The sequence below is a fragment of the Embleya sp. NPDC005575 genome (genome assembly GCF_040605455.1).
Lineage (GTDB): Bacteria > Actinomycetota > Actinomycetes > Streptomycetales > Streptomycetaceae > Embleya.
In genome coordinates this window covers 17,308-31,892 of sequence record NZ_JBEXCV010000029.1, presented here as the reverse complement: position 1 = coordinate 31,892, position 14,585 = coordinate 17,308, and the positions used below count along the sequence as shown (strand labels likewise).

Sequence of the window (14,585 nt, the reverse complement as noted above, 5' to 3'; positions counted from 1 at the left end):
ACGCCGGCGACCAGGATCGAAGGCGAGCCGGAAGCCCCCGCTCGCATCCCGCCCCGAGGCTCTTCCCGGGATGTGAGGTACGCCGATCCGGTCGCTCGATCCCATCGGTCACGGGGCCGATGGGCGCGGGCAGCGACAGGGCCGGCCGCCGACGGCGGGGGACGGTCGGGAACGAGGACGGCCTGTCCCCGGGCCTTCGCGCCGACCACGGCCCGGTCCGGGGATAGGTTGCCGCCATGCGTCGCGTGGGGATCCTGCTGTTCGACCCGGTACGGGTGTTCGAATACGCGGTGGCCTTCGAGATCTGGGGAATCGATCGCACCGACCGGGGTGTACCCGCGTTCGAGGTGCGCGTGTGCGGCCCCCGGCGCACCTGTGTGGAACTGGGAGCCGGCATCGTCTGCGTCCCCGACCACGACCTGGACGGCCTCGACGCGTGCGATCTCGTGGTCGTTCCGGGCAACGAACACCGCAGCGAGCCGCGGCGGGACGTGTTCCCCGAGGACGTGCTCGAAGCCCTGCGGTCCGCACACCGGCGGGGCGCCACGATCGCGTCGCTGTGCTCGGGCGCCTTCGTACTCGCGGCCGCGGGCCTGCTGGACGGGCGGCGGGCGACAGCCCACTGGCTGGACACCGAAGACCTGGCCGGCCGTTATCCGGAGGTCATGGTGGACGCCAACGTCCTGTTCGTCGGCGACGGTTCGGTCTGGACCTCGGCCGGCTCGGCGGCCGGCATCGACCTGTGCCTGCACCTGGTCCGGCTCGACCACGGCGCGGCCGCCGCCACCGAGATCGCCCGCACGATGGTGACCGCGCCGTTCCGGTCCGGCGGACAGGCCCAGTTCATCAGCAACCCGGTGCCGGCCTCGCCCACCGAACGGGGCGACACGCTGGGCCGCGTGCGCGGCCGCGTCCTCGACGATCTGTGTCACCCCTGGACCGTCGCCGAACTGGCCGCCCTCGCCGGGATGTCCGAGCGCAGCTTCGCCCGCCACTTCGTCCGCGGCACCGGCACCTCACCGCTGCGGTGGCTGTCCACCCAACGCGTCCTGGCCGCGCAGCGCCTCCTGGAGATCGGCGACCTCTCGATCGCCGCCATCGCCCGCCACTGCGGCTTCGGCTCGCCGCTGACCCTGCGCCAACACTTCACCCGCCACGTCGGCGTCGCCCCCAGGGACTACCGCGCCGCCTTCCGCGGCGGCCGGGGCCGGCCCACCGGGGACGGCTTCAACGCCGCGAGCCGCTGAGTACCGGCCCGCCGCCGAACCGGTCCGAATGGCTGAAGGACCGTTCGATACCCGGACGGCGGGGCACCCGTTCCTCCTCGGTACATGTTCATCAGGGAGGCCGGATTGCCCGCCAGCCATGCCGTACCCCGGTCGCGTCGGGCAGTGCTGCGGACGAAACCCGTGGATGCCATCCTCGAGGAGAGCTCCGGTGGGGTGGGCGAGGAGGGACCCGGGCTGCGACGCACCATGGGGTTGCTCGAACTGACCTTCTTCAGCGTCGGCGCGACCCTGGGCACCGGCATCTTCGTGATCCTGGGTGAGGCGGTGCCCAAGGCCGGACCGGCCGTGGTGATCTCGTTCCTGCTCGCGGCGGTCACCGCGCTGTTCTCGGCGCTGTCCTACGCCGAACTGGCCGGGACCATCCCGGTGTCCGGCTCGTCCTACTCCTACGCGTACGCCACGCTCGGCGAAGGCATCGCGTGGGTGTGCGGGTGGTGCCTCCTGCTGGAGTACGGCGTGTCGATCTCCGCCGTCGCGGTCGGCTGGGGGCAGTACGTCAACGAACTGCTCGACTCCGCGTTCGGGGTGAGCCTGCCCGACGCGATCAGCCAACCACCGGGCGACGGCGGGACGTTCAACATCCCGGCCGTGATCGTCGTACTGCTCGCGGTGATCCTGCTCGTGCGCGGCGTCTCGGAGAGCGCCGTGGCCAACACGATCATGGTCTTCATCAAGCTGATCACCCTCGCGTTCTTCTGCGCCATCGCGTTCACCGCGTTCGACGACGGCAACCTGTCCCCGTTCGCACCGCTCGGCGTGGCCGGGATCAGTGCCGGCGCGTCCCAGGTGTTCTTCTCCTACATCGGTTTCGACGCCGCCTCCACGGCCGGCGAGGAGGCCAAGAACCCGCGCCGGGACCTGCCGTTGGCCATCCTGATCTCGCTCGCGATCGTCACCGTCGTCTACGTCGCGGTCGCCCTCGCCGCGCTCGGCGCGCTGCCCTGGCAGCAGTTCGAGGGCAGCGAGGCGACGCTGGCGAAGATCGTCACCGACGTCACCGGCGGCTCCTGGGCGTCCACGATCCTGTCCGCGGGCGCGATCATCTCGATCGCCAGCGTGGTGCTGACCGTGCTGTACGGGCAGACCCGGATCCTGTTCGCGATGTCCCGGGACGGCCTGATCCCGCCGATCTTCGCGAAGGTGAACCGGCGCACCCAGAGCCCGGTGGCGAACACGTTGATCACCGGCGCGTGGGTGGCCCTGCTCGCTGCGCTGGTCCCGCTCGGCCAACTCACCGAGGCGACCAGCATCGGCACCCTGTTCGCGTTCGCGCTGGTCAACATCGGGGTGATCGTGCTCCGCCGGACCAGGCCGGACCTGCAGCGGGGCTTCACCGCTCCGTTCTTCCCGATCACCCCGATCCTGGGTGTCGGCTTCTGTATCTACCTGATGGCCCGGCTCTCCGGGACCACGTGGCAGGTCTTCCTGGTCTGGATGGCGGTCGGCGTGGCGATCTACTTCCTCTACGGCTACCGGCACTCGCGCTGGCGTACCGAGGGCGCCGAGGGCGCCGAGGGCGTGGAGGCGGGCCGGTGAGCGCCGACGGTGCGCGGATGCGGATCGTGGTGGGCTGCCAGCCGGAACCGCGCGCCCGGGACGCGCTGGTGTTGGGCATGCTGCTCGCCCGGCAACTGGGCGCGGGAGTCGTTCTCGCGCACGTCCGCCCGCCCGCGCTGCCCGGCGCCGGGGTCGGCGGCGTGGACGCGGAGTGGCGCGCGTTCCTGCGCGAGGAGAGCGATCGGCTGCTGGACGACGCGGAGGCCCGACTTCGCGATCGGGCCCCGGAGTTGCCGGTTGAGCGGGCGATCGACGACAACCGCGGCAGCGGCCGGGGGCTGGCCCGGATCGCCGAGCGACACCGCGCCGCACTCGTGGTGATCGGCCCCGCCCCGGGCGGGCGGACCGCGCGCGTGGCCGTCGGCAGCACCGCCGATCAGCTCCTGCACGGCTCACCCGTGCCGGTGGCGCTGGCCCCGCGCGGCTTCGCCGACTACCCGCCGCCCGGCATCGCCCGCTGCACGATCGCCTACCAGCGCGAGCCGCAACCGACCGGAGTGCTCACCTGTGGCGTGGAGTTCGCCCGCCGGCTGCACGCGGATGTGCGGTTGCTCACGCTGGTGCTGCGACCGGTGCGGCTGTACTCCGGCAGACAGCACCAGGTCGCCGAACACCAGGTGTTGCGCGCCGCGCGCGAACAGGCCCGGCAGGACCTCGTGGCGGCGATGACCGAGATCGAGGTGCCGGCCGACGGCGAGACCGTCGAGGGCGACGACGTCCGGACCGCGCTGGACACCGTCACCTGGGCGGACGATCTGCTGATCTGCGCGTCCAGCAGGGTCGGCCCGATCAAGCGGGTCTTCGTCGGCGACGCCTCGCACAAGATCGTCCGCAACGCACGCACCCCGGTCATGGTTCTCCCACGCGGCGTCCGCGCCGACCTCTGGGACGCCTCCTGACCGACACCCACCGCCGACCACCCGCCACAGAGCCGCCCCGACCCGCCCCGCGACCGCGACCCGCCGGCCCACCCGGGCCCACCGCCCCCGACCGGCATCCGGCCCGCCCCCGACGCCCGCCCAGACCCGCCGGTCAGGCCGCAGGCACCGCCGTGACCGATGCCGCCGGCTCCGCGGCCGCGTCGCGCACCCACCGCGAGGGCTGCGCGGCCACGTCGCGCCACCACGGCTCCACCTCGGCGCCGTCCACCAGCGCCGGCTCGAACAGCGCACCGGGTCGCGGGATCACCAGGTCCGTGCCCAGCGCCCGGGCCGCCGCCACCGACCGCTCGGCCGGTTCCTCCCACGCATGCGGCGCCAAGTCGAACGTGCCCCAGTGGATGGGCAACATCAAGCCGCCGCCGAGATCCGCATGGGCCTGCACCGCGCCTTCCGGATGCAGGTGCACCTCCGGCCACGCCTCCGCGTACGCCCCCGCCTGAATCATCGTCAGATCGAACGGCCCGTGCTCGCGCCCGATTTCCGCGAAGCCCGGGAAGTAGCCGCTGTCCCCGCTGTGGAACACCCGGTGCCCGGGCCCGGCAACCACCCACGACGCCCACAGCACGGTGCCGAGCACCCGTGCGCCGCGATTGCAGTAGTGCCGGGCCGGTGTCGCGGTGAAGGTCAGCCCGGCGACCTCGCCCGCCTCGTGCCAGTCCAACTCGGTGATCCGGTCCGCGGCGATGCCCCAGCGCTCCAGGTGCGCGCCGATCCCCAGCGGCACCACGAACGCCGCATCGCGCCTGCCCAGCGCCCGGATGGTGGCCATGTCGAGGTGGTCGTAATGGTCGTGCGAGACGACCACCACGTCCGGGTCGGGCAGATCGGCGAAGCGCACCGGCACCGCGTGCATTCGGGCCGGGCCGAACGCCGTCGACGGCGAGCAGCGAGTACTCCAGACCGGGTCGAACAACACCCGTACGCCGTCCATCTCGACCAGCACCGTCGCGTGCCCGAGCCAGCCGGCGCGCAGCCCGGTCAGCGGCGCTCGGGCGAAGTCCAAGGCGGACGCGGTGACCAGCGGAATCGCGCCGGCCGGCCGACGCAGCCCGGCCGCGGCCTTTTGCGCGCGCAACAACTTGCCGACCGCGCCGGGGCTGCCTCGGCGGGTCGGCACGGGATTTTGGAACGCACCGTCCCGGAAGTGCGGGGATCTGCGGATGCGCGCCAACCGCTCACCGGCGGGTCTGGCGCCGAAGACCGCAGGAGTCGAAGACGTGAGGAAGTGCCCGGCCACATGGACTCCTCGGGCAAGCGGGGCCTTCGGCCGACCGTGCTGGGGCCGGACCGGCGACCGGTGATCGGGATGAGTGGAGATTAACCCGGCCTCCGAGGCTGAAACGTCGTCCCGGGGGAGGGGCTCCACCCACACCGCTCCTCGGCTCGGAGTAGGGGACGGCCGGAAGCGGGAGCGCTTTGCCCACCAACGGACCCATCGGTCCGGGTTGCGCCGTGCGAGTGAGCGAGGAAGTGCCGCACCGGCCCGATGGCTGTCGGCTCGCGTGAGTAGGGTCTTGCCATCGCCACGGGGGATGACGGCGCATCAGTCCCCTTGTACGGCACGGTATCCGCGCCCCGTCGCGAGTCTCGCGGCGGATGTCCACAACCGCGAGACCCGCAGCCGCGCCGACCGCGCGGCAGCACCACGACACCCCCAGCACAGCCACGAACCCACCGCACAGCCACCACAGCCGCCACAGTCACCGCATTCCGAACTGAGCAGCGGAGCCGAGGAGTCGTCATGTCCGAGACCCGTACCTACCTTGAGCTGTCCGAAGAAGGCGACGGCGCGCACAAGTACTACGAGGTCGTCGTCGACGGCGTCGACGTCACGGTCACGTACGGGCGGATCGGGGCCAAGGGCCAGACGAGCACGGCCACCCACGTGAGCCCGGAGAAGGCCCAGGCGGACGCGAAGAAGAAGGTCGCCGCGAAGCTGCGCAAGGGCTACGAACCGGCCGTCCAGGGTGTCCGCCAGCCACGCTCGATCACCCGCCGCGAGATCGTGTCCCGGCCGACCACGGCCCGCAACTCGGCGCCCGTGCTGTGGCGCTACCGCACCGGCTCCTCGGCGTTCGGCATCTTCGTGGACGCCGAGCGGGTGCTGGTCGGCAACCAGCGCGGCGACGTGTGGTTCCTCGACCACAACGGCGAGGTGACCGGCCGCTACCAACTGCCCAACGGCGTCAAGTGCATCGTCGCGGACGACTCGTGGATCTACGCCGGCTGTGACAACGGCAACGTGTACGACGTCGGCGGCAAGGCCCCGCGCGTGGCCTACGAGATCACCGACAACATCGACATCTACTGGCTCGACATCCACGACGGCGTGTTGGGCGTATCCGACTCCAACGGCGGCTGCACCACCATCGACCACGAGGACGAGTCGCTGTGGGCCGCGGCGACCAACGGCACCGGCGCGTGGATGGTGCGTTGCGACGAGAACGCGATCTACCACGGACACAGCGCCGGTGTGCAGGCGTTCGCCGCCGCCGACGGCAAGGAGCTGTGGAGCCAGAAGACAAAGGGCAGCGTGCTCTTCGGCTGGCAGGAGAAGGACGACGTGTACGCGGGCACCTCCGGCAACAAGGTGCACCGGATCGCGAAGTCGGACGGCACGATCCGCACCACCTACGACTGCGACGCGTCGGTGTTCTCCTGCGCGACCGCCGAGAACGGCAAGTACGTGTTCGCCGGCGACAGCTCCTCGACGGTGTACTGCTTCGCCGAGGACGGCAAGCGGCTGTGGAAGCTGGGCACCACGTGCGGCTCGGCCTACTCGATGCAATACCGCGACGAGCGGCTGTACATCGTCACCACGGACGGCTCGCTGGCCTGCATCGACGTGAGCGAGGCGGCCATCGAGGCGGCCCAGAGCGGCACCGTCCCGCAGGTGCGCGACGTCAAGGCGGCCACGATCGAGGCCGTGGTGCCGACCACCGAGGTGGCCACCACCACCGACGCGGGCACCGGCGTCGTGGTCGAGTGCGTCGACCAGGGCGGCGGCCGGCTGCGGGTGCACGTGGTTACGGCGGGCTACGAGAGCGGCTGGAACGTGCAGTTCCCGAAGAACGTGCGGGTCGCCGGTGCGCGCTACGTGGTGGACGCGGTGCGCCCGGCCGAACGCGGCGGTTTCTACCGCGTGCGCGGTGAGATCCGCCGGCTGGTCTGAGCCGCACGCGCGGCGGACGCGCGGACCGAAACGCCGAAGGGCGGCGCTCCCGGGTGGGAGCGCCGCCCTTCGGCGTGGTCGAACCGGACGATCAGGGCTGCTGCTTGTGCTCGGCCGGCTCACGCTGCTCGGCGGTCCACCCGGTGAGCGGCGGAGTCGCCTCCCCGGCCTTGCGCTTGGCCATCGCCGCGACCCGCTGCTCGTGCCGGGCGCCGAACAGCTGGGGCAGCGTGGGCGTGGTCAAAAAGCCCTCGGCCCGGGCCGCCGCGATGCCGATCCGGGGCAGCTCGCTGGCCTTGCGGAAGCAGATGTAGCGCGGCTCCCAGATCGGCCGGTACTTCTCGTTGGCCCGGTACAGCGACTCGATCTGCCACCAGCGCGAGAAGAACACCAGGACGGTGCGCCACAGCCGCAGCACCGGACCCGCGCCGAGCTTGTTGCCGCGCTCGAAGACCGAGCGGAACATCGCGAAGTTGAGCGAGATCCGCTCGATGTCGATCGGTGAGGACTGCTCGGGCGCGGCCTCGGCGTCCGGTTCCGGCGCCCGGCCCTTCCCCTTGCCCTTGGCGGGCTTGGCGTTGGCCGCGGCGAACGCCTTCGCGCCCTCTATCACGTCGAGCACCATGAACTCGATCAGACCGTTGTCCGAGTCCCGGTCACGGCGCATCAGGTCGAGCGAGACGCCCTTGCAACCCCACGGTACGAAGCTGAGCACCGCGCGCAGCCGACCCTCGCCGTCCATGCACTCGACCATCAGGCAGCGCCCGTCGTCGGGGTCGCCCAGCCGGCCCAGCGCCATCGAGAAGCCGCGCTCGGTCTGCCCGTCGCGCCAGTGGTCGGCGAGGTCGAGCAGCTCGCGCATCTCGCCCTCGGGAATGTCCTCGTGTCGACGCACCCGGGTGGTGTAACCGGCCCGCTTGACCCGGTTGTACGCCTGCCGGACACCGCGCATCGCGCGGCCCTCCAGGCTGAACTCGGCCACCTCGACGATCGCCTCGTCACCCAGCTCCAGCGCGTCCAGGCCGTGCCGGGCGAAGATCGTGCCGGCCTCCTCGCTGGCGCCCATCACGGCCGGCACCCACGCGCGGTCCTCGGCCTCGGCCAGCCAGCGGTCGATCGCGCCGGGCCATGCCTCGGGGTCGCCGATCGGGTCGCCGGACGCGAGCGAGACGCCGCCCACCACCCGGTAGGCGACCGCGGCCTTGCCGCTCGGCGACCACATGACCGCCTTGTCCCGACGCAGCGCGAAGTAGCCCAGCGAGTCGCGCTCGCCCTGCTTGTCGAGCAGCTCGCGCAGCAGCACCTCGTCGTCGGGGGTGAGCATTTCGCGGCCCTTGGGCGCGCGGAACAGCACGAACAGCACCAGCAGGAACAGCGCCACGCCGGCCACGTTGATCACGACGTCGACCCAGCGCGGCACCGACACCGAGCCCAGATCGCTGTCCGGCGCCAGGGTGACCATGCGCAGCACCGCGTACAGGATCCGGTCGCCCATGCTCGACGTGGAGATCCGGTCGGTGGCGTTGACCAGGGTCGAGCCCAGGACCACGCCGACCACCGCGCCGCCCGCCAGCACCAGGCCGGCCTTGAGCACGTTGCCCCGGTCACCCTTGGCGCCGAACTCGGCGAAACTCAGCAGCAGCGCGACGCACACCACGAGGCTGATGATCGTCGAGGACCAGTTGAAGGGGTGTTGGCGCAGGTCGTCGAACCACAGCGCCCAGATGTACACGGCGGTGGAGGGGACCAGCAGGATCGCGGTGAACGCCCAGGCGGCGCGCTTGCGTCGGCCGAGCATGATGGCGAGGAAGGCGGCGAGCGCTGCCGACGTGAAACTGGACGTGACCAGGAACGGGGTGTAGTACTCGTCGGTGTTGTGGTGGCGCACCCGGTCGCGCAGCGGGACCGAGATCGCCGACACGAGGTCGAGTGCCGCCACGATCCGCAGGTACCAGATCAACACCCCCGCCGAGATCCCGCGCACGCGCTCGGCGGCCGGGGTGCCGGTGCCGTTCTTGTTGTGGCCGTTCGCGGCGGCCCGCGTCGTGGCAGACACCGTGCTCCTCGATTGTGGGGTGGTGGAAGGGTCTCCTGTGTCTTATGTCCAGGATTGCGACTCTTCGTAACGCTCGCACAACAGCGTAGACATGCACCAAGTCGTTTGGATGCGCACGATGGCCCTTTGTACGTCATCCCACGGAGGGATACCCGGTCGTTTGCTACTCCCCATGGTGGAGAAGCTCGGTTCGGACAGACGGCGGGGCCGGTGCGGCATCAATGGACACGCCGCACCGGCCCCGCCGGTTTCACTGGGATTCCAACCGAATGAATCAGCCGCCCAGCGGGAGTCCGCCGAGGGAGGGCACGGCGGGCAGGGACGGCGCCGCGGGGACGCCGCCACTGGCGAGTTGACCGGCGGCGGGCGCCGCCTGCCCGAGCGTCTGGCCGGCGGCGGGCGCGGCCGTGGCGGCGGTCTCGCCGACCGTCCTGTTCGCGTTGACGGCAGTGGTGCCGGCCGTCTGACCTGCGGTCTTCGAGGCTGCGGGGAGGGTCTTGGAGGCAGTCCCGCCCGCCACGTCGCCCGCGCCCTCGGAGGCTGCGGGGACCTTGTCGGCGAGGCCGCCGACGTCCGGCTGGGTCAGCGCGCCGAGGCCACCCGTGGGCAGGTCCGCCGCGTGCGCGGACGACGCGCCGATGATCGGGGCGGCGCCTGCGGCGATGAGCAGCGCGGCCTGGGCTACGCGGCGCGAGATGTGCGTCATGGTGCTCCTCGTGATGTCGCTGAAGGTCGGGCCCCTCCGGCACCGACCACAGTGACTACCGCTCGAAGCACGATCGAGTTGCGGGCGCTGTTGGCAAAGTGTTGGCAATGGCAACATGTTTCATCACTATTTATGACTGGCAGGCTGTTTGTCGGAATCATCACGTGGATCGGTATCATCCCGCTTTGATTCCAACGAACGGGTGATCACCACCGACTCGCCGGCCCGGGGCGGTGCCGCTGTGTTAATCGCTTCGGCGGCCTTGCCGCCGGACCCGGCACCGGCCGGCGCCGGGACGGGCACGGCGGGCGGCTCGACCGAGAAGGCCGAGCGCCCGGTGAGCATGTACTGGACCGCGAAGCCGAGGGTGACCACGGCGGCGCCGCCGACCGCGTCCATGATCCAGTGGTTCGCGGTGCCCATCACCACCAGCGTGGTGGACACCGGATAGAGCAGACCCAGCCAGCGCCAGCCCTTGGGTGCGATGGCCAGGATCATCAGGCCGCACCACAACGACCAGCCCACGTGCAGCGAAGGCATCGCCGCGTACTGGTTGGAGATCTTGGTGAGTGCGCCGAAGTCCGGATTGTTCAGGTCCTGCACGCCGTGCACGGTGTCGATGTAGTCGTAGCCGGGCATCAGCCGCGGCGGCGCGAGCGGGTAGAGCCAGAAGCCGACCAGGCCGGTGATCGTGGCCACGCTCAGCACGGTGCGGGCCGAGCGGTACGCGGCGGGCTTGCGCACGTACAGGATCGCCAGGATGGTCAGCGGCACGATGAAGTGGAACGTCTCGTAGAAGAAGTTCATGCCGTTCTCCAGCCAGCCGATCTTCGCCACGAAGTGGTTCAGACTCCGCTCGACGTCGACGTGCAGGAACTTCTCCAGGTCGATGATCTGTTGCCCGTGCGTCTCGGCGACTCGGCGCTGGTCGGGCACCGACGCCCGGATGAACGAGTAGGCCTGGTAGCCGACCCGGATCATCAGCAGTTCGAGCAGCAGGTTCGGCCGGGACAGCGGACGCCAGCCGAACGGCAGCGCCGGGATCCAGGAGAACCGGCTCTGCGTGGCGACCCCCTGCGGCATCGCCTGCGGGGTCCACTTGGCCGAGGCTTTGGTGATGAACGGCACCGCGCACGCCGAGGCGACCGCGAGCAGCAGCGGCCCGTTGTCGGCGATCACCCGGACGGCGGACAACTTGTCCCAGATCAGCGTCTTGCTGTCGAACGTCATGATCATGAAGACCGCGACCGGCCACACCATGCGGTCGGTCTGCCGGGCGCCGAGGCGACCGGCGGCGGCGAGCAGGATCCACAACTGCTGGTGCTGCCAGGACACCGGGGCCACCGCGACCATCACACAGCCGGCCAGTGCGATGCCGAGCAGGGCCTGCCCGTCCTTGGCATAGGCCACCGCGCGCGGCAGGCCGAACCACAACACCGCCGCGGACAGCAGCACCACGAGCCCGATCTCCAACGGCCCGGAGAGCCCGATCCGCAGCATCAGGCCGTGCAGCGACTGGTTGGACAGCGCGTCGGCGTCGCCGCCCAGGCCCGCGCCCGCGACGTGGTGCACCCAGTACGTGTACGAGTCGCGCGGCATGGTGATCCAGGCGAGCGCGGTGCCGGCCAGGAATGTGCCGGCCGTGTTCGCGGCCGCCCGCTGTCTGCCCGTCATCCACAGGTAGACGGTGAACAGCAGCATCGCCGGGTGCAGCGCGGCGGCGGCACCGGCGGCGATCGAGGCGAGCTTGCCCGGAGCGGGTCTGAGCAACGCGGGCAGCACGAGCAGCACCGGGAGCAGACTCAGCTGGCCGAGCGAGAGGTTGCCCCGCACCGGCAGCGACAGCACCAGGAGACTGATGATCAGCGGGGCCGCGAGCAGTCGGGCACGACGCGTGCGAAACGCCGGGAGGGCGTACGCGACCAGCACCCCGATCGCGGCCACGATCAGCAGCGTCACGATCGTCCACGCGACGCCCAACGCGTTCTCCGCCGCATTGGTGAGCGGGCGCAGCACCCAACCCGCGAAGGGAGTGCCACTGAAGGTGGTGCCGCGCGAGTCGGTGTCGTAGAGCGAGCCGGGCAGGTGCAGGACGCCCTGAGGGCCGAGCCAGGCGTCCAGATCCGGCAGCCTGCGGTCCTGAGGTCGGTCGAGTACCTCGTTGGCCTGTCGGACGGCGACGCATGCGGCGAGCAGCCACAGACCCACCAGGGCCAGGGAGAGCCTGGTCCTTCGTATGTCCAGCAGCCGGCGAACGCCTGCCCTCACCATGTGCGACTTCTCCCGTTTTTCCATGTCTTGTCGCCCGATGGCTCTCGATCCATGGCGAGGCCATCCGGTTGCCACGCTTCGGACACCTTGTCACCGCCCGAGCGTGACCGAAAGCGGAGGGGTCCTGGCGGAACCCGCGCCGTACGCTCGGGGGCGGCATGGAACACATCGCCGAATCGACGAGGGGCGAGAAACAACAATGGTGCCGCAGGACGCGTCGACGCGGACGCACGAATCCCCCGAGGGGCTCATCCCCATCTCCTTCCGCCAGGCCGGACCAACCGACATCCCTGCCCTGGTGGAGCTGATCGAGTCCGCCTATCGCGGAGACGAGAGCCGACAGGGCTGGACCACCGAGGCGCACCTCCTGGAGGGGCAGCGCACCGACGTCGACGGCGTCGCGGCGGTCGTCGCGGGGGCCGACAGTGTGATGTGGCTCGCCGAGCGCGACGGCGTGCTGCTGGGTTGTTGTCAGCTGGAGCGTCGCGGGGACTCGGTCGTCTACTTCGGGATGTTCGCGATCCGACCGGGCCGGCAGGGCGGCGGCCTGGGCCGGTCGCTACTGGGCGAGGCCGAGCGGGTCGCGGTGGAGCAGTGGGGCGCCAAGCGCATGCAGATGACCGTCATACGCCAGCGCGAGGAACTGATCGCCTGGTACGAGCGGCGCGGCTTTGCCCGAACCGGCGTGTTTTCCCCCTTCCCGTACGGCAACGAACGGTTCGGCAGGCCACTGCGCGACGATCTGGAGTTCGAGTTGCTGACCAAGGACCTGTGCTGACCGAAGATCCGCGCCGACCGAGGTTCCGTGCCGACAGCGGATCCGTGCCGACTCCGGATCCGTCTGCGGATCCGTGCCGATCGACGTTGCGGGCGTGTGGTGCACCGTGCCGGGTGTCCGGCGGTGGGACATCCAAAACGGTCGTCCCGCGCCGGGCCGGTTCGGGATTTCCCCCGATTCGGTGATGAGTTTGCCTGGACTTCGGTGGACCGGCGCCTGGGCGTCCCGATCGTGACAGCATGGGTGTTCGGGGATAGTTCGGCCCCGGCACCGGTCGCTTGGGGGAGTCGAAGCCGTGTCGCACCACGAACCGCCACCGCCCTATCCACAACAACCCGGGCAGCCGCCCCCGCCCGCTCAGCGCGGCGGCCGGCGCGGCAACCCGCTGATCACGCTGGTGATCGCACTCGTGGTGGTGGCGGCCGTGGTGACCGCGATCATCCTGATCGCCCGCGGGGACGACGGCGGGGACAGCCCGAGCAAGACCCCCGGCACCCGGGCGCCCCAGCAACCGGGTCTGCCCTCGGGGTTGTTGCCGTCCGGACTGATCCCCTCGGGGCTGGACATCCCCTCCGGCCTGCTGCCGGACTTGGGCTAGTGCCGGGCGCCGAGGATCGGTGAACGTTTCCGGTCACGGCACCGGACCCCCTCTCCCGACCCGTGTGTGCTTGCAGGCCGGAGCCCGCTTCGCCCGCGTGAGCGGCCGGCCCGGGTGCGACGGTGTCCGCGTTGGGACACCCGGGTGATTCATCGGCCTGCCGTCGGTCGGGTCAGCCGATTTCGGGCGTTCGCTGCCTACTGTCGGCCGACATGGCCAAGCTGATGATCGGATCGTCCGTCCTGCTACTGCTCGCCGGCGTCGTGGGCGCCGGGCTGGTCGTGCTGCCGGCCGCACCCGCGATGGCGGTCGAGGACCGGATCTGGGACCGGATCGCGGACTGCGAGAGCAGCGGTCGCTGGGACCTGAACACCGGGAACGGCTACTACGGCGGGCTGCAGATCATGCCGAGCACGTGGGCCGAGGCGGGCGGGCAGGAGTACGCCACCCGCCCGGATCGAGCCACCCGCCGGGAACAGATCACCGTCGCCGAGGAGATCCTGCGGCTGCAGGGCTGGGAGGCGTGGCCGCAGTGTGCCCGACAGATCGGGCTGCTGGGGGCGACCTACACGGTCAAGGAGGGCGACACGCTGTCCTCGATCGCGCGCGACCTGGGTGTGATCGGCGGGTGGCCGGCGCTGTACGCGGCGAACAGTGATGTGATCGGCGCGGATCCGGACCGACTGTTGCCGGGAACCGTCCTGGACGTGCCGAGGGCCGCTCGCAGGAGCGGCCCTCGATTGATGCGGATCATCGGATGATCGGTGCTCACGACTGGGATCGAACCAGTGACTTCCTCGGTGTGAACGAGGCGCTCTCCCGCTGAGCTACGCGAGCCTGCGTAGGTTTCGTGCACATCCTAACCAGTAGTGCGTGAGTGGGTCGCCCCCTCCCCGTGACGGGGCGGCCCGCTCGTACCCACCGCCCTTCGGCGGAGTCTCCACAGTGCCGCCGAATGCCGGTCCGGTTCAACCGGTTTTCCGCTGCCCGGGCGAGTGCGCAGCGCCACCAGCAGACCGCAGATGCCGAACACCAGCGTGAGTGGCGGCGCTGGCCGGCGCAGCAGCCCGACCAGGTCCAGGTCGGCGGAGAACCCGTACCGGTGGGCGGCCGCCAGGCACAGGATCGCGCCGGCCACCGCGCAGACCGCGCAGGCGGCGCGAGCGGTCGGGACCGATCGGCTCCGGTCGGTGTGGCGAACTGTCACGGCGACTCCA

At 70.9% G+C, this 14,585-nt stretch carries 12 protein-coding genes and 1 tRNA gene; 7 read left to right on the top strand and 6 right to left on the bottom strand.

What is annotated here, in order from left to right:
• The first annotated feature begins 236 nt into the window (after positions 1-236).
• From ABZS54_RS12930 to ABZS54_RS12920, 3 genes are all read left to right on the top strand, one after another.
• Positions 237-1,247, top strand: a complete 1,011-nt coding sequence (locus ABZS54_RS12930; RefSeq protein WP_355534133.1) for a helix-turn-helix domain-containing protein — start codon at positions 237-239, stop codon at positions 1,245-1,247.
• Between the two features lie 84 nt (positions 1,248-1,331).
• Positions 1,332-2,825, top strand: a complete 1,494-nt coding sequence (locus ABZS54_RS12925) for an amino acid permease (protein WP_355534131.1) — start codon at positions 1,332-1,334, stop codon at positions 2,823-2,825.
• Entirely contained in the window at positions 2,822-3,745 is a 924-nt protein-coding gene (locus ABZS54_RS12920; RefSeq protein WP_355534129.1) for a universal stress protein, read from the top strand. Before ABZS54_RS12925 ends, ABZS54_RS12920 begins: the two co-directional genes overlap by 4 nt.
• A 133-nt stretch (positions 3,746-3,878) precedes the next feature.
• On the opposite strand, the gene ABZS54_RS12915 is transcribed toward ABZS54_RS12920, so the two are convergent.
• A complete protein-coding gene (locus tag ABZS54_RS12915) occupies positions 3,879-5,024 on the bottom strand; it encodes an MBL fold metallo-hydrolase (protein ID WP_355534127.1) in 1,146 nt (381 codons plus the stop codon).
• Between the two features lie 504 nt (positions 5,025-5,528).
• On the opposite strand from ABZS54_RS12915, the gene ABZS54_RS12910 reads away from it, so the two are divergent.
• A complete protein-coding gene (locus ABZS54_RS12910) occupies positions 5,529-6,959 on the top strand; it encodes a WGR domain-containing protein (protein ID WP_355534123.1) in 1,431 nt (476 codons plus the stop codon).
• A 91-nt stretch (positions 6,960-7,050) separates the two neighbouring features.
• Here ABZS54_RS12910 and ABZS54_RS12905 read toward each other — a convergent pair whose 3' ends face one another.
• From ABZS54_RS12905 to ABZS54_RS12895, 3 genes are all read right to left on the bottom strand, one after another.
• A complete protein-coding gene (locus ABZS54_RS12905) occupies positions 7,051-9,015 on the bottom strand; it encodes a phosphatidylglycerol lysyltransferase domain-containing protein (RefSeq protein WP_355534121.1) in 1,965 nt (654 codons plus the stop codon).
• A 274-nt stretch (positions 9,016-9,289) separates the two neighbouring features.
• Complete coding sequence (locus ABZS54_RS12900) at positions 9,290-9,721, bottom strand: ATP-binding protein (RefSeq protein WP_355534119.1); 432 nt, start codon at positions 9,719-9,721, stop codon at positions 9,290-9,292.
• Between the two features lie 126 nt (positions 9,722-9,847).
• Positions 9,848-11,992: a bifunctional glycosyltransferase 87/phosphatase PAP2 family protein gene (locus ABZS54_RS12895; protein WP_355534117.1), complete on the bottom strand. Its 2,145-nt coding sequence runs from the start codon at positions 11,990-11,992 to the stop codon at positions 9,848-9,850.
• 199 nt (positions 11,993-12,191) lie between these two features.
• Between ABZS54_RS12895 and ABZS54_RS12890 the strand changes: the two genes are divergently transcribed.
• From ABZS54_RS12890 to ABZS54_RS12880, 3 genes are all read left to right on the top strand, one after another.
• Complete coding sequence (locus ABZS54_RS12890) at positions 12,192-12,770, top strand: GNAT family N-acetyltransferase (RefSeq protein WP_355534116.1); 579 nt, start codon at positions 12,192-12,194, stop codon at positions 12,768-12,770.
• A 295-nt stretch (positions 12,771-13,065) separates the two neighbouring features.
• Positions 13,066-13,368 carry a hypothetical protein gene (locus ABZS54_RS12885; RefSeq protein ID WP_355534114.1) on the top strand — a complete coding sequence of 101 codons (303 nt, stop codon included), beginning with the start codon at positions 13,066-13,068 and terminating at the stop codon, positions 13,366-13,368.
• Between the two features lie 212 nt (positions 13,369-13,580).
• Positions 13,581-14,129 (top strand): transglycosylase family protein, encoded by a 549-nt coding sequence (locus ABZS54_RS12880; protein WP_355534112.1) that lies wholly within the window; start codon positions 13,581-13,583, stop codon positions 14,127-14,129.
• Between the two features lie 4 nt (positions 14,130-14,133).
• Here ABZS54_RS12880 and ABZS54_RS12875 read toward each other — a convergent pair.
• Positions 14,134-14,205: transfer RNA gene (locus ABZS54_RS12875), tRNA-Val, on the bottom strand.
• Between the two features lie 22 nt (positions 14,206-14,227).
• Positions 14,228-14,575, bottom strand: a complete 348-nt coding sequence (locus tag ABZS54_RS12870) for a hypothetical protein (protein ID WP_355534110.1) — start codon at positions 14,573-14,575, stop codon at positions 14,228-14,230.
• Positions 14,576-14,585: the final 10 nt, after the last annotated feature.